Origin of the sequence: Salirhabdus sp. Marseille-P4669 (assembly GCF_900240405.1) — a bacterium.
Taxonomy (GTDB): Bacteria; Bacillota; Bacilli; order Bacillales; family Alkalibacillaceae; genus OEQK01.
This window is the reverse complement of record NZ_OEQK01000010.1, coordinates 34,477-55,695: the sequence shown is the minus strand read 5'-3', so window position 1 is coordinate 55,695 and position 21,219 is coordinate 34,477. Positions and strand designations below refer to the sequence as shown.

Genomic DNA, 21,219 nt, shown 5'->3' with positions numbered 1-21,219 from the left:
GTTAACCCTCCTATTACCTTCCAAAATTATGCCATTAAGACATGCTGTAACGTATAAATTCTTATATCGAATAGATATTTAACGTTTCATTTGCGTACTTGCTCGTATACATTTCGTTAGCTTAAAAATAACTCCTTAGACCATGTTAACTGTACGCTTTTGTTATGTATTATGCAACCCATCGGAGTCCTTACCATTATTCCTTTAATGCTTAAAATGACGTACTCCGGTAAATACCATTGCAATTCCGTATTCATCACACTTTTTAATCGAATCTTCATCCCGAATAGAGCCACCTGGTTGAATGATAGCAGTAATCCCTGCTTTTGCTGCCGCTTCTACAGTATCATCCATTGGGAAAAATGCATCACTTGCCATAACTGCACCTTTCGCCTTATCTCCCGCTTGTTTTATCGCAATTTCAGCGGCCCCGACACGATTCATTTGACCAGCGCCAACCCCAATAGTCCTATCCTCTTTAACAAGTAATATAGCATTTGATTTTACATGTTTTACTACTTGCCAAGCTAATTTTAAATCTTCCCATTCTTCTTTGGTCGGTTCTTTTTGAGTTGGAATGGTAATGCTCGCTTCCTCCAACGTATAGTGGTCTTCTTCTTGGACAAGTAAACCGCCAGGAATAGAAGTTAACTTCTTTGCTATCTTAGATGGAGCATTCATGTCAACAGCTAATAATCTTATGTTTTTCTTTGCTGTTAGAATTGTTAACGCTTCTTTTGTAAAGCCAGGAGCAATAACAATTTCAAGGAATATCTCCTTTAATTTTAAAGCAGTTCCACGATCTACTTCTCTGTTAAATGCTAGGATGCCGCCAAAAATAGAAACTGGATCTGCTTCAAATGCTCTAGAAAATGCATCCTCGAGAGAATCCGCTACTCCAACTCCACACGGGTTCATATGTTTCACTGCAACGGCTGCTGGCCTTTGTAATTCTTTTACAATCGAAAGGGCTGCATCAGTATCGTTAATATTGTTGTAGGAGAGCTCTTTACCATGCAACTGCTTTGCCAATGTCACTGAGCCAGAATGAGGCAACACCTCTTTATAGAAAGCTGCTTGCTGATGCGGATTTTCTCCATAACGCAACGCTTGTTTCTTTTCATATGTAACGGTATAGCTTTCTGGAAATTCCACTCCTACTTGTTCCGTGAGATACTGGGCAATAAGCGCATCGTATTGTGCAGTGTGACGAAATACTTTGGCAGCGAGCTGTTTTCGTAACTCTACAGTTGTCTCACCCTTATCCGCTAATTGGTTCAATACTGCATCATAGTCGTCTGGGTCAACCACAACGGTTACATCTTGATGGTTTTTTGCTGCAGAACGAAGCATGGTTGGACCACCAATGTCAATATTTTCGATAGCATCAGCAAACACAACATCTGATTTCGAGATTGTTTCTTTAAAAGGATATAAATTTACAACCACGATATCGATTGGTTGAATGCTTCGTTCTTTTAATTGTTGCCGGTGTTCTTTATTATCACGTATTGCTAATATGCCAGCATGAACAGATGGGTGAAGGGTTTTAACTCGACCATCTAAAATTTCAGGAAAATCAGTTATTGCTGATATACCTGTTACATGCATACCGTTTTCTTCGAGTAGCTTTTTTGTTCCACCAGTGGATATAATCTCTACCCCTTGATCCAATAGGCCCTTTGCAAATGCAACAATACCTTCTTTATTCGACACACTGATCAATGCACGTTTATTCCCCATCGTTCTCTCCCTTTCCTTCTTTGTTATGTTTCACACAATTGTGGATGGTTTGTGGATAATTCGGACCCTCACTACTTCAGGCTTTAGCCGGAAGAGGATAGATCTCTTCCTTTCCATACCAAGGACTACTTTCAAATCCGAATTAATTTAACCCTAAACGTTCAAATATAATGTCCACATTTTTTAAATGGTAGTTATAGTCAAAACAGTCTTCGATTTCATCAGGTGATAATAGACTCGTTATACTCGCTTGCTTTTCCACTAGACTTTTAAATGGTACTTGTGTTTCCCAAGCTTCCATCGCTAGGGGCTGAACAATATCATACGCTTCCTCTCGAACCATGCCCTTATCAATTAAACTTAATAATACACGTTGTGAGTAAATCAACCCGAAAGTGCGCTCCATATTACGTTTCATATTGTCTTCAAAGACCGTCAAATTTTTTACGATATTACCAAATCGGTTCAACATATAGTTTAAAAGAATTGTTGAATCTGGAAGTATGATTCTTTCTGTAGACGAATGAGAGATATCACGCTCATGCCATAATGGCACATTCTCATACGCTGTCACCATATATCCTCTTAATACACGGGATAAACCGGTCATATTTTCAGATCCTATTGGATTACGTTTATGAGGCATAGCAGAAGACCCTTTTTGTCCTTTCGCAAAAAACTCCTCTACTTCACGAGTTTCACTTTTTTGTAGTCCTCTAATTTCAACAGCCATTTTTTCTATTGATGTAGCAATTAAAGAAAGAACACTCATATAGTGTGCATGGCGATCTCGTTGTAGTGTTTGAGTTGAAATTGGTGCTGGTTTTAAACCAAGCTTTTCACAAACATACGCTTCTACATACGGGTCAATATTGGCATACGTTCCAACCGCGCCAGAAATTTTTCCATAAGCGACTTCATCCGCTGCTCGGTTAAACCGTTCCAAGTTCCGCTTCATTTCTTCATACCAAAGCGCAAGTTTTAATCCAAATGTAGTTGGCTCTGCATGTACCCCGTGTGTACGACCCATTTGAACCGTATATTTATGCTCCTTCGCTTTGTCTGCCAAAATGGAAATAAAGCGTTCCAGATCTCCACGAATAATATCATTTGCTTGTTTAACTATGTATGATAGTGCTGTATCGACTACGTCTGTTGAGGTTAAACCATAATGCACCCATTTTCTTTCTTCCCCTAACGTTTCCGATACCGCTCTCGTAAATGCAACTACGTCATGACGAGTTTCCTGTTCGATTTCCAATATACGATTGATATCAAAGGTTGCTTTTTCACGTATTTTTTCAACATCTTCTTTCGGGATATCTCCTAATTCCGCCCATGCCTCACAAGCTAAAATTTCCACTTCAAGCCATGCTTCGTATTTATTTTGATCTGTCCAGATTGCACCCATTTCAGGTCTTGTGTAACGCTCTATCATTGCCATTCCTCCTAATATATACCTTTCCAAAACGATTCTTGTATTTCATAGCCAAATCGCTTCGATTGCCCTATTCACCGCTTCGTCTTTCCATTATCTTATCCGTAGATATGTACTTTACAACAATCCATGCTACAAAATTAAAAAATGCAGTCCTGTTCCTCCATATAGGTGAGAATGCAGTCTGCATATTGAAAAATCGAAGCCAAATACTCCCCTCACACTACCAATTATGGAAAGTAAGTAGTGTTAACCCTACATTTGATGAGAGGTCTTCCTCATATGAATATTCATTCTATTATAGGAACATTATAACACGAAATTTAAAAATAACCACGATGTAGCGTGATTTTATACGAACAATTCACACAAATGTTTAATAATCATTCGTTGTTTTTACTTAATATGTCACTTCCCATAAGTACAATCCTTGTGGAGGAGCCGTTTTGCCCGCAGCTGCACGGTCTCTTGCTGCGATGACCTCTGTAAGGTCTTCTGGTTGCCTCGCCCCTTTACCAACTTCCACTAACGTACCTACAATAATCCGTACCATGTTATATAGAAATCCACTTCCGACAACTTTCACCACAATCTCTTCATTTTCATAAAAACAGTCGACTTCATACAAGGTTCGAACTTTATCGCCTTTGACCTCAGATTTTGCCGAACTTAAAGAGGTGAAATCATGCGTGCCCAATAGTTCGACACATGCCTTTTTCATGGCATCTAAATTTAGGCTTTCTTTTACAAAATACGTGTAATTACGTTTGAATATATTCGGTTCGGGATGATTCCATATCCGATATCGATATTCTTTTCGCTTTACATTGTATCGGGCGTGAAATTCATTCGATATCCGTTCTAGTTCAACAATATGGATATCATTTGGCAATAAAGAAGAAAGTGCTTTTTTCCAAGCACTTTCTTCGATCTTTAGCGGTGAATCAAAGTGAATCACTTGTCCCATTGCATGAACTCCTGCATCTGTTCTACCAGAAGGGATAATACGAATTTCACTTTGTTTATGCATCCTTTTTAAAGCTGATTCTATTTCCGATTGGACAGTGCGTCTGTTTGGTTGTACTTGAAAACCAGAAAAATGAGTTCCATCATATTGAATAATACATTTATAGCGATTCATATGCCTTCATCCTTTAGCTTCGTGATATCCAAAATACGACAAGTACGATAAGAGAAAAAATAAATACCAGTACATCCAATCTCTTTAGTTTTAGCTCACGATATTTCGTTCTTCCCTCTCCACCTCTGTAACCTCTTGCCTCCATTGCCATTGCTAGTTCCTCAGCGCGCTTAAAAGCACTAACAAACAATGGTACTAAAAGGGGGACCACTGCCTTAATTCTTTCTTTAAGAGGTCCTGTACGAAAATCCACACCGCGCGAAGCTTGTGCCTTTGAAATTTTTTCAGTTTCCTGCATTAACGTTGGAATAAAACGCAATGAAATGGACATCATCAAGGCAATTTCATGGACAGGGAATCGTATTTTTTTCAATTTATTTAACATACTTTCCACCGCATCTGTAATTGCAATAGGTGTCGTTGTTAAAGTTAGTAAGCTTGTCATTAAAATTAATAATAGGAAGCGTAAAGATATTTCCGTACCTTTTATTAATGCTTCGGAATAGATCGGTAAGGAGAAGATACGAAAGACTACCTCTCCTTCCTTCGTTAAGAATAAATGCAGTAAGAACGTAAAAATAATTAAAAACCAAACCGGTTTTAAACCTTTCATAATAAACGACGGTGCTACTCTTGATAAAAGCACACTTAATAGTGCGAATGCTGTTAAAATAGCATAGCTTAAAAAGGAGTTAGCTAAGAATATTATGATAATATAAAATACAATTATTGTTATTTTAGTTCTAGGATCTAAACGATGAACAAGAGAATTCCCCGGTACATATTGTCCTATGATAACCGAACTACTCATGATTCGCGCCCCCTTTCAAAGCTGCAGCCATTTCCTTTGCTAGTTGTTCCATGCTTTGACCTTTATAGGAAGGGGCAAATCCAAATTTCTCTTTAAACGCATTTAAAAACTCGATAATTTCTGGTACATCTAAGCCCACTTGATTTAAGGCATCTACCTCTTTAAAGACATCCAATGGCCTACCTTCCATTACAAGCTTCCCATGATCCATAATTAAACAATAATCAGCATATTTGAGTGCATCTTCCATGCTATGTGTAACGAGAAATGTCGTACGCTCTTCTTGTTTATGAATATGGTAAAACATATCCATAATATCTTTTTGACCTCTTGGATCTAACCCGGCAGTTGGCTCGTCTAAAACCAGCACCTTAGGATCCATTAAAAGGACACCAGCAATTGCGACACGTCTCATTTGACCACCACTTAAATCAAAAGGTGATCTAGATAAGATTGTTTCCGGAAGATGTACTGCCTTTAAAATTTCTGGTAGTCTTTTCTTCGTTATTGCATCAGATATATTGAAGTTTTGAGGTCCAAATAGGATGTCCTTTTCCACTGTTTCTTCGAATAATTGATGCTCTGGGTATTGAAACACCATTCCTACTTTTTCTCTTAATCTCATAATATCTTTCAACTTTTTATCAGCAGAAATTTCATAATCGCCTATTTTAATAACACCATCGGTAGGCTTAAGCAAACCATTTAAGTGTTGAATTAAGGTTGATTTTCCAGATCCTGTATGACCAATGACAGCTACAAAGGAACCACTTGGAATACGGAAGGTTACGTCATCCAGTGCACGAAATTCAAAAGGTGAACCTGCTTGATATATATGACTTACATGTTCAAATGAAATTTCCATAGCTCATCCATCATTTCCTTATGTGTTAGTGGTTCTTTTTCAAACGTTATTCCCTCTACTTTTAAGTGCTTACTGAATTGCGTTACAAACGGTGCATCCAAACCAATTTCTACAAGTTCTTCCTGTTTTTTGAATATCTCTCTAGGCTTGCCTTCTTCTAACACCTTTCCATGATTCATGACGATTACTCTATCGGCAAAGAGCACTTCATTTAAATCATGTGTAATGGTAACAATCGAGACATCTCTAGTATCTCGTAGCGATTTAATCGTGTTCATGATTGACTTACGACCTTTTGGATCTAACATAGCTGTAGCCTCATCAAATACCAGTAAATCAGGCTGTACAGCTAATACACTTGCGATTGCTACCCGTTGTTTTTGCCCTCCAGATAATCGATGAGGCTCATGATTGTAGTAATCCGTCATATTTACTGCTTTTAAACTAGTATCAATACGTTTTATCATTTCTTCCCTTGGAACTCCATGATTTTCAAGTCCAAAGGCAACATCATCTACAACTGTTGTACCAACAAACTGATTATCTGGGTTTTGAAATACTAATCCAACTTTCTTACGGACATCCCAAACGGTTTGTTCATTTACAAGAATATGATCTACATAGATTTCTCCTTTTTGAGGGGAAAGTAAACCATTCATTAATTTTGCAATTGTTGATTTTCCCGAACCATTATGACCAATTATAGCTACCCATTCGTTACGATCGATATGAAAGGACACATCGTTTAGCGCCCATTCATCCCCCTGGTCATATTGGAAGGATACATGTTCAAATTTTATAAAAGGACTCTGCTCCATCTATTCTACCTCCGCTAATCTCATCTATTTCCCCGGTAATAAGAATTTATTTCCCGTCTTAAAATTTTACCATAATTCATGCGTCCATGTGGATATATTGGGAAGAAACAAAGGAAGTTTTATTGTGTGTGGTTGTAAGGATTATTGTGATTTAATTAAAAATTCGAGTCCGCTCGCTCCTTATTTTCTGAATAAGTACTAAAATACGCTGCAAAAAGATACTCCCCTTCATTAGACCTGAATTCTATATTGTGAGAACCTAACAATATTTCGTTCGGTTTGTACGAAGTTGATATGCATGTGCTTTTTTATCGCAAAAAAAAGCGTTGAAAACGCACTATTACTAAACTATATAAATCAAATCTATTCTACAAATAAACCTTACAAATATACTTTTTTTATATAACAAAAAAGGGTCAGAATCAACGTCGTATAGATGCTGTTCTGCCCTTTCCTATTCGTTTCATTAAACTAACTCGATGATCACCATGTTTGCACCGTCTCCACGGCGTTCACCTAATTTTAGAATACGAGTGTAACCACCTTGGCGGTCTTCATAACGTGGTGCTACGTCAGAGAATAACTTCTGCAATGCAGTTTGAGTTTCTTCCTCGTTAGCTGTTACTTTACGTAAGAAAGACTCTGCTTGACGACGAGCGTGTAGGTCACCGCGTTTACCAAGTGTGATCATTTTTTCAACAACAGAACGTAGCTCTTTCGCTTTCGCCTCAGTCGTTTCAATTCTTTCGTGTACAATTAAATCTGTTGCAAGGTTACGAAGTAAAGCCGTGCGTTGATCTGTTGTACGACCAAGCTTTGATCTAGCCATTTCGATTCCCCTCCTTTTTACATACAATGATGTCTTACCCCAGCGCTAACCAAAGCGCTCTAAGCATTTATATCAATCGTCGTTTCTTAGTCCTAATCCTAATTCATGAAGCTTATGTTTCACTTCATCAAGTGATTTGCGTCCAAGGTTACGAACTTTCATCATATCCTCTTCAGACTTTTGAGTGAGTTCTTGAACGGAGTTAATTCCAGCACGTTTCAAACAATTGTAAGAACGAACAGATAAGTCAAGTTCTTCAATTGTCATTTCAAGTACTTTTTCTTTTTGGTCTTCTTCTTTTTCTACCATGATTTCGGCATTTTGTGCTTCATCTGTTAGGCCGACAAAAATGTTTAGATGTTCTGTAAAGATTTTTGCACCTAATGAAACTGCTTCTTCTGGTCGAATACTTCCGTCTGTCCATACGTCCAATGTTAACTTATCATAATTTGCCACTTGACCAACACGAGTATTTTCTACTTGGAAAGTAACTCGTGAAACTGGTGTAAAGATGGAGTCAACTGGAATTACTCCAATTGGCTGATCATCACTTTTGTTTTCTTCAGCTGGGCGATATCCACGACCACGTTCAGCGAAAATACGCATATGAAAATGTGCGTTGCTAGCTAAAGTTGCAATATGAAGATCCGGGTTTAATATTTCAACATCACTATCGTGGGTAATGTCTGCAGCAGTTACCTTACCCTCACCCTGTACATCTATCTCTAATGTTTTTGCTTCATCAGAATAAATTTTTAGCGCTAACTTTTTCAAATTCAAAATAATAGTAGTAACATCTTCTACTACACCCTCAATAGTTGAGAACTCATGTAGAACTCCATCAATTTGAATAGATGTTACCGCCGCACCAGGAAGTGAAGACAGTAAAATACGACGCAAGGAGTTACCCATTGTTGTACCATATCCACGTTCTAGAGGCTCAACAACAAATTTCCCAAACTTCGCATCTTCACTTAGTGATACTGTTTCAATCTTCGGCTTTTCAATTTCTATCATTAGATAAACCCCTCCTTTAAACGTCGAAACCCCGGCTAGACTTTTTGTCTAACCGAAATCCCTCAGGTAGGTAGATTCCTTTTGTGTAGGAAACCCAAATTGTCCTGATGTCCGTGCAATGGTGTTTATGCTATTCACTAACCCATTATAGACATGGTTACAAATATCTATACTAAACAATTATTATACACGACGACGTTTTGGTGGGCGGCAACCGTTATGTGGAACTGGTGTAACATCTCTAATTGCTGTTACTTCTAATCCTGCAGCTTGAAGAGCACGGATTGCAGCTTCACGACCAGCACCAGGTCCTTTTACTGCAACTTCAATTGTTTTCAAGCCATGTTCCATAGAAGCTTTTGCCGCTGCTTCAGCAGCCATTTGAGCTGCGAATGGAGTGGACTTACGAGATCCTTTAAAGCCTAACGCTCCAGCACTACTCCAACCAATCGAGTTACCATGCATGTCTGTGATTGTTACAATTGTGTTGTTAAAAGTTGAACGGATATGAGCAACACCTGATTCAACATTCTTTTTAACCTTTTTTCTTCTACGAGTTGCTGTATTACGAGCCATAGTTTGTAGTCCTCCTTCCTAGATTACTTTTTCTTACCTGCAACAGTACGTTTTGGACCTTTACGTGTGCGTGAGTTGTTCTTTGTGTTTTGACCTCTAACAGGTAATCCACGACGATGGCGGATACCACGGTAAGAGCCAATTTCAATTAAACGTTTAATGTTTAGAGAAACTTCACGGCGAAGGTCACCTTCAACAGTATATTTGTTTACTTCCGTACGGATTCGTGCTAATTCATCTTCTGTAAGATCGCGAACGCGTGTGTTTTCAGAAACTCCAGCATCAGCAAGAATTTTCTTAGCTGTAGAGTTACCAATCCCATAAACATAAGTTAATGAGATAACAATGCGTTTGTCGCGAGGAACGTCAACACCTGCAATACGTGCCATTTAGAGATGCACCTCCTTATCCTTGTTTCTGTTTGTGTTTTGGATTTTCGCAAATAACCATTACTTTCCCTTTACGGCGAATGACTTTGCACTTTTCACATATTGGTTTTACAGACGGTCTTACTTTCATTTTTCTTACCTCCTTTTTCTCTGGAAGCATTCACTTACTTATATCGATAAACAATACGACCCTTCGTTAAATCGTACGGAGATAGTTCTACTGTAACTTTGTCACCAGCTAAAATTCGAATGAAGTGCATACGAATTTTACCTGATACATGAGCCAATACAGTATGACCATTCTCTAATTCAACCTTGAACATCGCGTTTGGCAAAGTTTCAAGAACTGTGCCTTCCATTTCAATCACATTGTCTTTCGCCACCCGAGTTAATCTCCCTTCTTCAAATCAATCAAGTTTTCATTGACAAATTTTGATAAGGCAAAACGCAATTTACCGTTTGTAACTCGACCAGTTTCTAACAAACTATTTCTTACTTCAGGTGAAATATAATCGAAAAGCTCAACATGCTGGATGTTTTTCTTTTTCGGTGTATCAAACTTTCGCTTTTCACCATCAGCTAAAAGAACGAAGCGTTCATTAACTACCTCGATGATTACAGCAAATTGTCCAACCTCACGTCCCTGAACGATACGAACGATTTGACCTATTCGCGGACTCGACTCAGATTCACTCAAATATAATCACCTTCACTTGAAGACTCTTAAATATAACAACATATCCAAAACGAACGATTTTCTTATAATTCTTCTAACTTTTTGTGGATGTCATTGAAAACGGTATTGATTTCACGATCACCATCAAAAGTAACTAAGTAACCTTTTTCATTATAGAAATCCAACAAAGGCTGTGCTTGATTCATGTTAACTTCCAGACGATTTTTTACTGTTTCAGGTTTGTCATCATCACGTTGAATTAGTTCAGACCCATCCACATCACATTTACCTTCAACTTTTGGTGGATTAAATACAACATGATATGTTGCTCCACAAGTAGGGCAAATTCTACGTCCAGTTAAACGATCAATTAGCTTTTCCTTTGGTACCTGGATATGAAGGACATAATCAATTTTTGTGTTTAACTCATTTAGCAAAGCTTCTAATGCTTCTGCTTGTGCTATTGTTCTAGGAAAACCGTCTAGTAAAAAACCATTCTTACAATCATCTTTTCCTAAACGTTCTCGAACGATACCAATTGTTACTTCATCTGGTACAAGTTCACCTTTATCCATGAAGGATTTTGCTTGTTTTCCTAATTCTGTTCCTTCTTTCATCGCAGAACGGAACATATCTCCTGTTGAGATATGAGGGATCTCATACTTTTCTACGATTTTTTCCGCTTGAGTACCTTTACCAGCACCAGGCAGACCCATCAATATTAAATTCAAGTTCTTTCCCCCTCGCTCTCATACCATCGATAAAGAACTATTATTTAATAAATCCTTTATAATGGCGTTTTACCAACTGACTTTCTAGTTGTTTCATCGTTTCAAGCGCAACACCTACAACGATTAGCAAACTAGTTCCACCGATTTGGACCGAAGCAGGCAAGTCTGCTAATGAACCTAATAATATAGGTAAGACTGAAACAATAGCAAGGAATATAGCTCCAACAAATGTTAAGCGATACATAACACGTGTCAAATAGATTTCTGTGTTTTTACCAGGACGAATTCCCGGAACGTAACCGCCTTGTTTCTTTAAGTTTTCTGCCATTTGCTCTGGATTAACTTGAACAAATGTATAGAAATACGTAAAGGCAATAATTAAAGCTACATATATTAACATACCGATTGGTTGTTGGTAATCAAAAATTCGTTCAATTGTTCTTGCTACATTCCCCTCAAAGAACCCTGCGATTGTACGAGGTGCAATGATAAAGGAAATAGCAAAGATTACTGGAATAACTCCTGCCGCATTTACTTTTAAAGGTAAATGAGTGGACTGTCCACCTACTGGGGAACGATTCACCATACGTTTTGCGTATTGAACAGGAATTTTACGTAATGCTTGTTGAATGAAAATGACACCAACTACAATTGCTAAAACAACTAAAGCAATTAACACTAGAATAACTATGTTAATGAATAGTTGATCTCCGGCACCAACAATATATTTTTCAGCTAATTGGTTAATTGCATTCGGAAGAGCCGCAACGATACCAGCGAAGATCAAGATTGAGATTCCATTTCCAACCCCGTTGCCTGTAATTTGTTCTCCTAACCACATTAGGAATGCAGTACCACCAGTGAGAACTACTGCAATTACTAAGTACGTAACGACATTGGGATCTTGAATCAATTGACCACCTGTCATTGCATTAAATCCAATTGACATACCAATTGCTTGAATGAAACCTAATACTACTGTTCCGTAACGTGTAAATTGGGCTAGTTTCTTACGACCAACCTCACCTTGTTTCTTCCACTCTGCAAACTTTGGAACAACGTCCATTTGCAAGAGCTGAATAATAATGGAAGCAGTAATATATGGCATAATACCCATTGCAAAAATAGAAAACTGACTTAGTGCTCCGCCACCAAATGTATCTAGAAAACCAAATACATTCGTGCCATCGCCCATGATCATATCTATTGCATCTTTATTCGTAAAAGGTACCGGAATAAAGGTACCTAAACGAAATATAATTAGAGCAAATAACGTAAATAATATTTTTCTTCTAATATCTGCTACGCGCATAAAATTGGAGAGAGTACGGAACATTAAATCACCTCAGTTTTACCGCCCGCTGCTTCAATTGCTTCTTTCGCTGAAGCAGAGAATTTGTGAGCCTTAACGGTAAGATTCTTTTCAAGATTACCTTTAGCAAGAACTTTAACTCCGGCTTTCATGTTGCTCACTACTCCAGTTTCAACTAGAAGTTCTGGAGTAACTTCAGTACCGTCTTCAAAACGATTTAACGTTTCTAGGTTTACAATTGCAAATTCTTTACGATGAATGTTTGTAAAACCACGTTTTGGTAGACGTTGGAATAAAGGCATTTGTCCACCTTCGAATCCTGGGCGAACGCCACCACCTGAACGTGCTTTTTGTCCTTTATGACCACGACCAGATGTTTTACCGTTACCAGAAGACATTCCACGTCCTACTCGATTACGTGTCTTACGTGTACCTTCATTTGATTTTAATTCATGGAGTTTCAACGATAGCACCTCCTCTTAGCGCATGATTAATTAAGCTTCTTTAACTGTAACTAAATGGGATACTTTGTTCACCATACCACGAATAGCAGGCGTATCATCATGAACTACAGTTTGACGAATCTTTTTAAGTCCCAATGCTTCAACTGTTTTACGTTGAGTTTCTGGTCTTCCAATAAGACTTCTTGTGAGGGTAACTTCTAATTTGTTAGCCATGTTTTTTCCCTCCTTATCCTAGCAGTTCTTCTACTGATTTACCACGAAGTTTTGCAACATCTTCTGCACGTTTTAAGTTTTTAAGTCCGTTCATAGTAGCACGAACCATGTTAATTGGTGTGTTCGATCCTAAAGATTTAGATAAGATATCACTTACACCAGCAAGTTCTAGCACCGCACGAACCGGACCACCAGCGATTACTCCAGTACCTTCAGAAGCAGGCTTTAAAAGAATGCTTCCAGCACCAAATTCACCAGTAATTTCATGCGGAATAGATGTACCAACGATAGGTACTTCGATTAAGTTTTTCTTAGCATCTTCAATCGCTTTACGAATCGCATCAGGTACTTCTTGTGCTTTACCTGTACCGAATCCTACATGACCATTTTTGTCTCCGACTACAACTAAAGAAGTGAAACGGAAACGACGTCCACCTTTAACAACTTTAGCGACACGGTTAACCGTAACAACACGTTCTTCAAGATCTAGTTTGTTCGGATCAACTACTTTGTTCATGATTTTCCCTCCTTTTTAACTATTAAAATTCAAGACCAGCTTCTCGAGCAGCTTCCGCTAGAGCCTTCACACGTCCGTGATATAAGTAACCCCCGCGATCGAATACAACTGACTTAAAGCCTTTATCTAGAGCACGTTTCGCAACAAGTTCTCCAACCTTTTGTGCAGCTTCTAGATTGCTAGTGCTATCAAGGTTTAATTCTTTATCTACAGTAGAAGCACTTGCAACTGTTACACCATTAACATCATCAATTAACTGAGCATAGATGTGTTTGTTAGAACGATACACATTAAGACGCGGACGAGACTCAGTACCAGATAGGTTACGGCGAACACGTGCATGACGTTTCTTACGCACTACGTTTTTGTCTTGCTTCGTGATCATTTAAGGTCACTCCTTTCTGTTCCTAACATGGACATTATTTCGCAGTTTTACCTTCTTTACGACGTACATATTCGCCTTCGTAACGAATTCCTTTACCTTTATAAGGCTCTGGAGGACGAATTGCACGAATGTTAGCAGCTACCGCACCAACTTTTTCTTTATCAATACCTTTAACGATAATTTTAGTGTTAGCAGGTACGTCGATTTCAACGCCTTCTTCAGGTTCAACTTCTACTGGGTGAGAGTAACCTGCGTTTACGATAACTTTATTACCTTGCTTTTGAGCACGGTAACCTACACCGATGATTTCTAGAGCTTTTTCGTAACCTTTCGAAACACCTTCGATCATATTGCTAATGATACTACGAGTTGTTCCGTGCAAGGCACGATGTGTTTTATTATCACTTGGACGTTCAACAGTTAGAACGTTGTCTTCAATTTTAATAGTCATATCAGAATGGAATGAACGAGTTAGTTCACCTTTAGGTCCTTTAACTGTAACATTGGTACCATCAAGTTTAACTTCCACACCTTCTGGAATTTCTACTGGTTTAAGTCCTATACGAGACATCCTTACACCTCCTGTCGTATTCGTTATGAATTACCAAATATAAGCTAGTACTTCTCCGCCAACTGCTTGCTGACGTGCTTCTTTATCTGTTAATACACCTTTTGAAGTTGAAACAACCGCAATACCTAGGCCGTTAAGAACTTTCGGAAGTTCTTCAGCTTTCGCATATACGCGTAGACCTGGTTTGCTGATTTTCTTTAGGCCAGTAATAACACGTTCGTTGTTTGGACCGTACTTAAGGAATACTCGAAGAACACCTTGTTTATCATCACTTACATACTCGTAGTCGCGAATGAAACCTTCACGCTTAAGGATATCTGCAATTTCCTTTTTCAAATTAGAAGCAGGTACTTCTAGTTTTTCATGACGAACCATGTTCGCATTTCTGATACGAGTAAGCATATCTGCAATCGGATCTGTCATTGTCATTGTTCATTACCTCCTTCCCTGTTCGGGGATTACCAGCTTGCTTTTTTAACGCCTGGAATTTGACCTTTATATGCTAGTTCACGGAAACAAATACGACAAAGCTTAAATTTGCGAATTACTGAATGTGGACGGCCACATCTTTCACAGCGAGTGTATTCACGTACTTCAAACTTTTGAGAACGTTTTTGTTTCGCGATCATTGACTTTTTCGCCATAATTGACCTCCTTATCTAGCTCGGAATTACTTTTTGAATGGCATACCGAACTGAGTTAAAAGTTCACGTGCTTCTTCGTCAGTGTTTGCAGTAGAAACAATAACGATATCCATACCACGAACTTTGCTAACTTTATCATAATCAATTTCAGGAAAAATCAATTGTTCTTTTACACCTAATGTGTAATTTCCGCGACCATCAAATGCTTTGTTCGAAATACCACGGAAGTCACGTACACGTGGTAATGCAACAGAGATTAGTTTTTGAAGGAATTCGTACATACGTTCACCACGTAGTGTAACTTTTGCACCAATTGGCATACCTTCACGTAAACGGAATCCCGCAATTGATTTTTTAGCGCGAGTAACAACTGGTTTTTGACCAGATAATTGTTCTAATTCTTCAACAGCACTGTCTAATGCTTTTGCGTTTTGTACAGCATCACCAATACCCATGTTAATAACAATTTTATCAATCTTTGGCACTTGCATTACTGAATCATAGTTGAACTTTTCCATTAATGCAGGCACGATTTCTTTTACATACTTTTCTTTAAATGCGTTCACCATCTAGACCTCCTTTCACCTTTAGATTATTTATCTAATGGTTCACCGGATTTTTTAGCAATACGGATTTTCTTACCATCTACTTCTTTATATCCAACACGAGTTGGTTCACCTGATTTTGGATCAAGTGGCATTACGTTAGAAACGTGAATTGCAGCTTCTTGAGTCAAGATACCACCTTGTGGATTATCCTGAGAAGGTTTTGCATGCTTTTTCACTAAATTAACACCTTCAACAAGTACGCGATCCTTTTTAGGATATGCCTCAAGAACTGTTCCTTGTTTCCCTTTATCTTTACCTGAGATTACCAACACTTTATCGCCCTTTTTTACATGCATGCTAGTGCACCTCCTTACAAGGCTAAGTCAATATTAGGTTTTATAAAACCTCTGGAGCTAAAGATACAATCTTCATAAATTTATTATCACGTAGTTCACGAGCAACTGGTCCAAAAATACGAGTTCCACGTGGACTCTTATCGTCACGTATAATTACGGCAGCATTTTCGTCAAATTTGATGTATGAACCATCTTTACGACGAACTCCACTTTTAGAGCGGACAACAACTGCTTTCACAACGTCACCTTTTTTAACAACGCCACCTGGTGTTGCTTGTTTTACAGAACAAACGATAACATCACCAATGTTGGCTGTTTTACGGCCTGATCCACCTAGCACTTTAATTGTTAGTAATTCACGAGCACCAGAGTTATCAGCAACTTTCAAACGAGTTTCTTGTTGAATCATACCGTTGTTACCTCCCTTCGGAATCTTTCCCGAACACGCTATTTTATATAATAACTGCTTCTTCTACAACTTCTACTAAACGGAAACGTTTTGTAGCTGATAATGGACGAGTTTCCATAATCGTTACAATATCGTTAACCTTTGCTTGGTTATTTTCATCATGTGCTTTGTATTTTTTAGAATACTTAACACGCTTTTTATATAATGGATGAAATTTATATGTTTCAACTAAAACTGTGATAGTTTTATCCATTTTGTCTGAAACAACACGTCCAGTATAAACTTTACGATCGTTGCGTTCGCTCATTGAGGCAGACCTCCTCTCTATTTTACTTATTTGCACTTACTTCACGTTCGCGAACAACTGTCTTCATACGAGCAATTGATTTACGTACTTCACGAATACGAGCAGTGTTCTCAAGTTGACCTGTAGCTAACTGAAAACGTAGGTTGAATAGTTCTTCCTTTAACGTTTTCACTTTTTGTTCAATTTCGGCAGTGGTTAATTCTCTTATTTCATTAGCCTTCATTTGTTTCACCACCAATTTCTTCACGTTTTACGAATTTTGTTTTAACAGGTAGTTTATGAGAAGCAAGACGTAATGCTTCACGAGCGATTTCCTCAGAAACACCAGCTATTTCAAACATGATTTTCCCTGGTTTTACAACTGCTACCCATCCTTCTGGAGCACCTTTACCGGAACCCATACGAACTTCTAGAGGTTTTGCAGTTTTAGGTTTGTCTGGAAAAATTTTAATCCAAACTTTACCACCACGTTTCATATAACGTGTCATGGCAATACGAGCTGCCTCGATTTGACGACTTGTAATCCAAGCACCTTCTAAAGCTTGTAAACCATATTCACCAAAAGCAACACTAGTGCCACCTTTAGCTTTACCTTTTAGGCTTGTGCGGTGTTGTTTACGATATTTTACACGTTTAGGCATTAACATATTGCTGATCCCCCTTCCTTATTTGTCTTTCTTAGTTGGAAGGACTTCACCACGATAAATCCACACTTTAATACCCAACTTACCATAAGTTGTGTCTGCTTCTGCAGTACCATAGTCAATATCTGCACGAAGCGTGTGTAATGGTACAGTTCCTTCGCTATAATGTTCTGCACGAGCGATATCTGCTCCACCTAGGCGGCCAGATACTTGTGTTTTAATACCTTTAGCGCCTGCACGCATTGCGCGTTGGATCGCTTGCTTTTGTACACGACGGAAAGAAACACGATTTTCTAATTGACGTGCAATATTTTCAGCAACTAGTGTTGCATCTAATTCTGGCTTTTTCACCTCAACAATATTGATGTGAACTTTTTTACCAGTTAAGTTATTTAATGAATTACGTAGTGCTTCTACTTCAGTACCACCTTTACCGATAACCATTCCTGGTTTGCCTGTATGAATCGTAATATTCACACGGCTAGCAGCACGCTCAATTTCAACAGAAGAAAGAGCGGCATCTTTTAGGCGATTTTGAAGATATTCACGAATTTTAATATCTTCGTGAAGTAAGTCTGCATAATCTTTACCAGCGTACCATCTTGATTCCCAGTCACGAATTACACCAACTCGTAGACCTACCGGGTTTACTTTTTGACCCACTAATTAACCCTCCTTCTTTTCTGATACAACAACTGTAATATGGCTAGTGCGCTTGTTAATTTTTGAAGCACGACCTTGTGCACGAGGACGGAAACGTTTCAACGTTACACCCTCATTAACATAAGCTTCGGAAACCACTAAGTTATCAATATCCATCTCATAGTTATGCTCTGCGTTAGCAACAGCTGATTTCAATACTTTTTCCACGATTGGAGAAGCTGCGCGATGAGTGTGATTCAAAATAGCGAAGGCTTCACCAACTTCTTTTCCTCGAATTAAGTCAACCACTAAACGAGCCTTACGAGGAGCGATACGAACGGTTCTTGCAACTGCTTTAGCTTGCATCTATGTGTGCCTCCTCTCTTTAGCGTTTTGTTTTCTTATCGTCGGCAGCATGACCTTTGTACGTACGAGTAGGAGCGAATTCTCCTAGTTTATGACCCACCATATCTTCGGTAACATAAACAGGTACATGCTTGCGTCCATCATAAACAGCAATCGTTTGTCCCACAAAGTTTGGGAAGATCGTTGAGCGACGAGACCAAGTTTTAATTACTTTTTTCTTGTCAGATGCATTCGCCTCTTCAACTTTTTTCATTAAATGATCATCAACGAAAGGTCCTTTTTTCAAACTACGACCCATTTGTAAACCTCCCTTCGTGATTGAGAGACACTCAGTCTTTCAACCCCGCTATTATTTCTTACGACGACGTACGATAAACTTATCTGACGCCTTGTTACGCTTACGAGTTTTATATCCAAGAGTAGGTTTGCCCCAAGGTGTCATTGGAGACGGACGACCAATTGGTGCACGACCTTCACCACCACCGTGTGGGTGATCAACTGGGTTCATTACAGAACCACGTACAGTTGGGCGTTTACCCTTCCAACGACTACGACCTGCTTTACCTACATTGATTAGTTCGTGATCTAGGTTACCAACTTGACCGATTGTTGCACGGCAAGTACCAAGAATCATACGAGTTTCACCTGAAGTAAGACGTACAAGAACGTACTTATCTTCTCTACCAAGAATTTGAGCAGAAGTTCCTGCAGAACGCACTAACTGTCCGCCTTTACCTGGTTTTAATTCAATATTATGAATTACAGTACCAACAGGAATTTGATTTAATTGAAGAGCGTTACCTACACGGATATCTGCACCTTCACCTGATTGGATTTCTTGACCTACTTCTAAACCTTTTGGTGCTAGAATGTAGCGTTTTTCACCATCTGCATAATTGATTAGCGCGATGTTTGCTGTACGGTTTGGATCATATTCAATAGTAGCAACGCGTCCTGGTATACCATCTTTGTTACGTTTGAAATCGATGATACGATATTTACGCTTATGACCGCCACCTTGATGACGTACAGTCAACTTACCTTGGTTATTACGACCAGCTTTTTTATTAAGAGGTGCAACCAAGGACTTCTCAGGTCTATTAGTCGTGATTTCAGCAAAGTCAGAAGCTGACATGTTACGACGACCATTTGAGGTTGGCTTATACTTTTTAATCGCCATCTCAATTTCCCTCCTTTATTAATCTCTCTATTAAAAATTAAACACCTTCAAAAAAGTCTAGTTCTTTGCTGTCTGCAGTTAATTTAACAACTGCTTTTTTTCTGTTTGGACGGTAACCACCGTAACGTCCCATTCTTCTGAATTTACCTTTTTTGTTTGAAGTATTAACCTTTTCTACTTCTACTCCAAAGATAACCTCAACAGCTTGTTTAATTTCTGTTTTATTGGCTTTTACGTCTACTTCGAAAGTATACTTTTTATCAGCCATAGCATCAGCTGTAGCTTCAGTAATGACAGGGCGCTTAATAATATCACGTGGATCTTTCATTACGCAAGCACCTCCCCTGCTTTTTCAGCTGCTTCCTTCGTAATAACTAGAATGTCATGCGTTAACAAATCAAGTACATTTACTTGTTCTACAGAAAGTGTTTTAACACCTTGTAGGTTGTTTGTTGAACGTACAACATTTTCGTTTTCGTCAGCAGTAACAATAAGAGCTTTACCTTCAACTTTTAGACCTTCTAATACTTTAATTGCTTCCTTTGTTTTAGGTGCATCAAAGTTTAGAGCGTCTAAAACGAAAATGTTTTCTTCTACAACTTTGCTAGAAAGTGCAGATTTAAGAGCTAAGCGACGAACCTTTTTAGGTAATTTATAGCTGTAGCTACGTGGTGTCGGACCGAACACAGTTCCTCCTCCCACCCATTGAGGTGAACGAATAGAACCTTGACGAGCACGACCAGTTCCTTTTTGGCGCCATGGTTTACGACCACCGCCGCGTACTTCAGAACGATTTTTAACTTTATGAGTTCCTTGACGTAAAGATGCGCGTTGAGCGATTACTGCTTCGTTCATAACGTGTACATTTGGCTCAATACCAAATACTGCATCGTTTAATTCGAAGTCTCCAGCTTTTGCGCCATCTTGGTTATATAGTGCTACTTTAGGCATGACATATCCTCCCTTCGTATATTAGTAGTTACGCCTTAACCGCACTTGTAATTTCAACGAAAGATTTTTTAGCACCTGGTACATTTCCTTTAATAAGGATTAAGTTGTTTTCTACATCCACTTTAACAACTTCTAGGTTTTGAATTGTTTTTGTTTCTCCACCCATTTGCCCAGGTAAGTTTTTACCTTTCATTACACGCATTGGATCGATAACACCCATTGAACCAGGACGTCTATGATAACGAGAACCGTGACTCATAGGACCACGTGATTGATTGTGACGCTTAATAGCACCTTGGAACCCTTTACCTTTAGAAGTTCCTGTTACATCAACCTTTTCACCTTGTTCAAAAATGTCTACCTTCACCTCTTGACCAACTTCAACTCCGTCAAGATTCGCATTACGGATTTCGCGAACGTAGCGCTTAGGGGTTGTGTTTGCTTTTTCAGCATGACCCTTTTCAGGTTTATTTGATCGATTTTGTTTTTTATCGGCAAAACCTAATTGAATAGCTTCGTAACCATCGCTTTCAACTGTTTTTAGTTGAAGAACAACGTTTGGTTCAGCTTCAATTACAGTAACTGGCACTAACTCTCCGCTTTCATTGAAAAGTTGAGTCATGCCGATTTTTCGACCTAAGATTCCTTTCGCCATCCGTTACACCTCCTAATAAAT

35 protein-coding genes are annotated in these 21,219 nt (G+C 38.6%); all 35 read right to left on the bottom strand.

Annotation, left to right across the window (positions count from 1 at the left end):
- Nucleotides 1–204 precede the first annotated feature (204 nt).
- Entirely contained in the window at nt 205–1,743 is a 1,539-nt protein-coding gene (gene purH, locus C1A05_RS17035; RefSeq protein WP_102029440.1) for a bifunctional phosphoribosylaminoimidazolecarboxamide formyltransferase/IMP cyclohydrolase, read from the bottom strand.
- A gap of 142 nt (nt 1,744–1,885) precedes the next feature.
- Nucleotides 1,886–3,181, bottom strand: a complete 1,296-nt coding sequence (gene purB, locus C1A05_RS17030; protein WP_102029439.1) for an adenylosuccinate lyase — start codon at nt 3,179–3,181, stop codon at nt 1,886–1,888.
- Nucleotides 3,182–3,581: 400 nt separating this feature from the next.
- Nucleotides 3,582–4,322, bottom strand: a complete 741-nt coding sequence (gene truA / locus C1A05_RS17025) for a tRNA pseudouridine(38-40) synthase TruA (protein ID WP_102029438.1) — start codon at nt 4,320–4,322, stop codon at nt 3,582–3,584.
- A gap of 13 nt (nt 4,323–4,335) precedes the next feature.
- A complete protein-coding gene (locus tag C1A05_RS17020) occupies nt 4,336–5,133 on the bottom strand; it encodes an energy-coupling factor transporter transmembrane component T family protein (protein WP_102029437.1) in 798 nt (265 codons plus the stop codon).
- On the bottom strand, nt 5,126–5,998 hold the full coding sequence (locus tag C1A05_RS17015; protein WP_102029436.1) for an energy-coupling factor ABC transporter ATP-binding protein: 873 nt from the start codon (nt 5,996–5,998) through the stop codon (nt 5,126–5,128). The genes C1A05_RS17020 and C1A05_RS17015 overlap by 8 nt, the downstream gene beginning before the upstream one ends.
- Nucleotides 5,974–6,816 carry an energy-coupling factor ABC transporter ATP-binding protein gene (locus C1A05_RS17010; protein ID WP_102029435.1) on the bottom strand — a complete coding sequence of 281 codons (843 nt, stop codon included), beginning with the start codon at nt 6,814–6,816 and terminating at the stop codon, nt 5,974–5,976. Before C1A05_RS17010 ends, C1A05_RS17015 begins: the two co-directional genes overlap by 25 nt.
- A 466-nt stretch (nt 6,817–7,282) precedes the next feature.
- Nucleotides 7,283–7,645 (bottom strand): 50S ribosomal protein L17, encoded by a 363-nt coding sequence (gene rplQ / locus C1A05_RS17005; RefSeq protein WP_102029434.1) that lies wholly within the window; start codon nt 7,643–7,645, stop codon nt 7,283–7,285.
- A 72-nt stretch (nt 7,646–7,717) separates the two neighbouring features.
- Nucleotides 7,718–8,662: a DNA-directed RNA polymerase subunit alpha gene (locus C1A05_RS17000; RefSeq protein WP_102029433.1), complete on the bottom strand. Its 945-nt coding sequence runs from the start codon at nt 8,660–8,662 to the stop codon at nt 7,718–7,720.
- 183 nt (nt 8,663–8,845) lie between these two features.
- The gene (gene rpsK / locus C1A05_RS16995) at nt 8,846–9,238 is read right to left on the bottom strand and encodes a 30S ribosomal protein S11 (RefSeq protein WP_102029432.1); all 393 of its coding nucleotides are present in this window, start codon (nt 9,236–9,238) and stop codon (nt 8,846–8,848) included.
- A 23-nt stretch (nt 9,239–9,261) separates the two neighbouring features.
- A complete protein-coding gene (rpsM, locus tag C1A05_RS16990; RefSeq protein WP_102029431.1) occupies nt 9,262–9,627 on the bottom strand; it encodes a 30S ribosomal protein S13 in 366 nt (121 codons plus the stop codon).
- A gap of 16 nt (nt 9,628–9,643) precedes the next feature.
- Nucleotides 9,644–9,757: a 50S ribosomal protein L36 gene (rpmJ, locus tag C1A05_RS16985; protein ID WP_003156543.1), complete on the bottom strand. Its 114-nt coding sequence runs from the start codon at nt 9,755–9,757 to the stop codon at nt 9,644–9,646.
- 34 nt (nt 9,758–9,791) lie between these two features.
- Complete coding sequence (gene infA / locus C1A05_RS16980; RefSeq protein WP_102029430.1) at nt 9,792–10,010, bottom strand: translation initiation factor IF-1; 219 nt, start codon at nt 10,008–10,010, stop codon at nt 9,792–9,794.
- A 5-nt stretch (nt 10,011–10,015) separates the two neighbouring features.
- Complete coding sequence (locus C1A05_RS16975; protein ID WP_102029429.1) at nt 10,016–10,324, bottom strand: KOW domain-containing RNA-binding protein; 309 nt, start codon at nt 10,322–10,324, stop codon at nt 10,016–10,018.
- A 62-nt stretch (nt 10,325–10,386) separates the two neighbouring features.
- Entirely contained in the window at nt 10,387–11,034 is a 648-nt protein-coding gene (locus tag C1A05_RS16970) for an adenylate kinase (protein ID WP_102029428.1), read from the bottom strand.
- Between the two features lie 40 nt (nt 11,035–11,074).
- Nucleotides 11,075–12,370: a preprotein translocase subunit SecY gene (gene secY / locus C1A05_RS16965; protein ID WP_102029427.1), complete on the bottom strand. Its 1,296-nt coding sequence runs from the start codon at nt 12,368–12,370 to the stop codon at nt 11,075–11,077.
- Nucleotides 12,370–12,810, bottom strand: coding sequence for a 50S ribosomal protein L15 (rplO, locus tag C1A05_RS16960; protein WP_102029426.1), 441 nt, complete (start codon nt 12,808–12,810; stop codon nt 12,370–12,372). The genes secY and rplO overlap by 1 nt, the downstream gene beginning before the upstream one ends.
- A gap of 30 nt (nt 12,811–12,840) precedes the next feature.
- Complete coding sequence (rpmD, locus tag C1A05_RS16955) at nt 12,841–13,023, bottom strand: 50S ribosomal protein L30 (protein WP_102029425.1); 183 nt, start codon at nt 13,021–13,023, stop codon at nt 12,841–12,843.
- 13 nt (nt 13,024–13,036) lie between these two features.
- Nucleotides 13,037–13,540, bottom strand: coding sequence for a 30S ribosomal protein S5 (rpsE, locus tag C1A05_RS16950; RefSeq protein ID WP_102029424.1), 504 nt, complete (start codon nt 13,538–13,540; stop codon nt 13,037–13,039).
- 22 nt (nt 13,541–13,562) lie between these two features.
- Nucleotides 13,563–13,925 carry a 50S ribosomal protein L18 gene (gene rplR / locus C1A05_RS16945; protein ID WP_102029423.1) on the bottom strand — a complete coding sequence of 121 codons (363 nt, stop codon included), beginning with the start codon at nt 13,923–13,925 and terminating at the stop codon, nt 13,563–13,565.
- Between the two features lie 34 nt (nt 13,926–13,959).
- Entirely contained in the window at nt 13,960–14,496 is a 537-nt protein-coding gene (rplF, locus tag C1A05_RS16940; RefSeq protein WP_102029422.1) for a 50S ribosomal protein L6, read from the bottom strand.
- Between the two features lie 30 nt (nt 14,497–14,526).
- Nucleotides 14,527–14,925, bottom strand: a complete 399-nt coding sequence (gene rpsH, locus C1A05_RS16935) for a 30S ribosomal protein S8 (protein WP_102029421.1) — start codon at nt 14,923–14,925, stop codon at nt 14,527–14,529.
- Between the two features lie 29 nt (nt 14,926–14,954).
- Nucleotides 14,955–15,140 (bottom strand): type Z 30S ribosomal protein S14, encoded by a 186-nt coding sequence (locus C1A05_RS16930; protein ID WP_102029420.1) that lies wholly within the window; start codon nt 15,138–15,140, stop codon nt 14,955–14,957.
- A 26-nt stretch (nt 15,141–15,166) separates the two neighbouring features.
- Nucleotides 15,167–15,706 (bottom strand): 50S ribosomal protein L5, encoded by a 540-nt coding sequence (gene rplE, locus C1A05_RS16925; protein WP_102029450.1) that lies wholly within the window; start codon nt 15,704–15,706, stop codon nt 15,167–15,169.
- A 26-nt stretch (nt 15,707–15,732) separates the two neighbouring features.
- Nucleotides 15,733–16,044: a 50S ribosomal protein L24 gene (rplX, locus tag C1A05_RS16920; protein WP_102029419.1), complete on the bottom strand. Its 312-nt coding sequence runs from the start codon at nt 16,042–16,044 to the stop codon at nt 15,733–15,735.
- 40 nt (nt 16,045–16,084) lie between these two features.
- A complete protein-coding gene (gene rplN, locus C1A05_RS16915) occupies nt 16,085–16,453 on the bottom strand; it encodes a 50S ribosomal protein L14 (protein ID WP_102029418.1) in 369 nt (122 codons plus the stop codon).
- Between the two features lie 43 nt (nt 16,454–16,496).
- Complete coding sequence (gene rpsQ / locus C1A05_RS16910) at nt 16,497–16,760, bottom strand: 30S ribosomal protein S17 (RefSeq protein WP_102029417.1); 264 nt, start codon at nt 16,758–16,760, stop codon at nt 16,497–16,499.
- A 22-nt stretch (nt 16,761–16,782) separates the two neighbouring features.
- Nucleotides 16,783–16,983 carry a 50S ribosomal protein L29 gene (rpmC, locus tag C1A05_RS16905; protein WP_102029416.1) on the bottom strand — a complete coding sequence of 67 codons (201 nt, stop codon included), beginning with the start codon at nt 16,981–16,983 and terminating at the stop codon, nt 16,783–16,785.
- Nucleotides 16,973–17,407: a 50S ribosomal protein L16 gene (rplP, locus tag C1A05_RS16900; protein ID WP_102029415.1), complete on the bottom strand. Its 435-nt coding sequence runs from the start codon at nt 17,405–17,407 to the stop codon at nt 16,973–16,975. Before rplP ends, rpmC begins: the two co-directional genes overlap by 11 nt.
- A gap of 18 nt (nt 17,408–17,425) precedes the next feature.
- Nucleotides 17,426–18,067, bottom strand: a complete 642-nt coding sequence (rpsC, locus tag C1A05_RS16895; RefSeq protein ID WP_102029414.1) for a 30S ribosomal protein S3 — start codon at nt 18,065–18,067, stop codon at nt 17,426–17,428.
- A 3-nt stretch (nt 18,068–18,070) separates the two neighbouring features.
- The gene (gene rplV / locus C1A05_RS16890; protein WP_102029413.1) at nt 18,071–18,412 is read right to left on the bottom strand and encodes a 50S ribosomal protein L22; all 342 of its coding nucleotides are present in this window, start codon (nt 18,410–18,412) and stop codon (nt 18,071–18,073) included.
- 19 nt (nt 18,413–18,431) lie between these two features.
- Nucleotides 18,432–18,710, bottom strand: coding sequence for a 30S ribosomal protein S19 (gene rpsS / locus C1A05_RS16885; protein ID WP_102029412.1), 279 nt, complete (start codon nt 18,708–18,710; stop codon nt 18,432–18,434).
- A 51-nt stretch (nt 18,711–18,761) separates the two neighbouring features.
- Nucleotides 18,762–19,592 carry a 50S ribosomal protein L2 gene (gene rplB / locus C1A05_RS16880; RefSeq protein ID WP_102029411.1) on the bottom strand — a complete coding sequence of 277 codons (831 nt, stop codon included), beginning with the start codon at nt 19,590–19,592 and terminating at the stop codon, nt 18,762–18,764.
- Nucleotides 19,593–19,629: 37 nt separating this feature from the next.
- A complete protein-coding gene (rplW, locus tag C1A05_RS16875) occupies nt 19,630–19,920 on the bottom strand; it encodes a 50S ribosomal protein L23 (RefSeq protein ID WP_102029410.1) in 291 nt (96 codons plus the stop codon).
- Complete coding sequence (gene rplD, locus C1A05_RS16870; protein ID WP_102029409.1) at nt 19,920–20,543, bottom strand: 50S ribosomal protein L4; 624 nt, start codon at nt 20,541–20,543, stop codon at nt 19,920–19,922. Before rplD ends, rplW begins: the two co-directional genes overlap by 1 nt.
- 28 nt (nt 20,544–20,571) lie before the next feature.
- A complete protein-coding gene (rplC, locus tag C1A05_RS16865; protein ID WP_102029408.1) occupies nt 20,572–21,198 on the bottom strand; it encodes a 50S ribosomal protein L3 in 627 nt (208 codons plus the stop codon).
- Nucleotides 21,199–21,219: the final 21 nt, after the last annotated feature.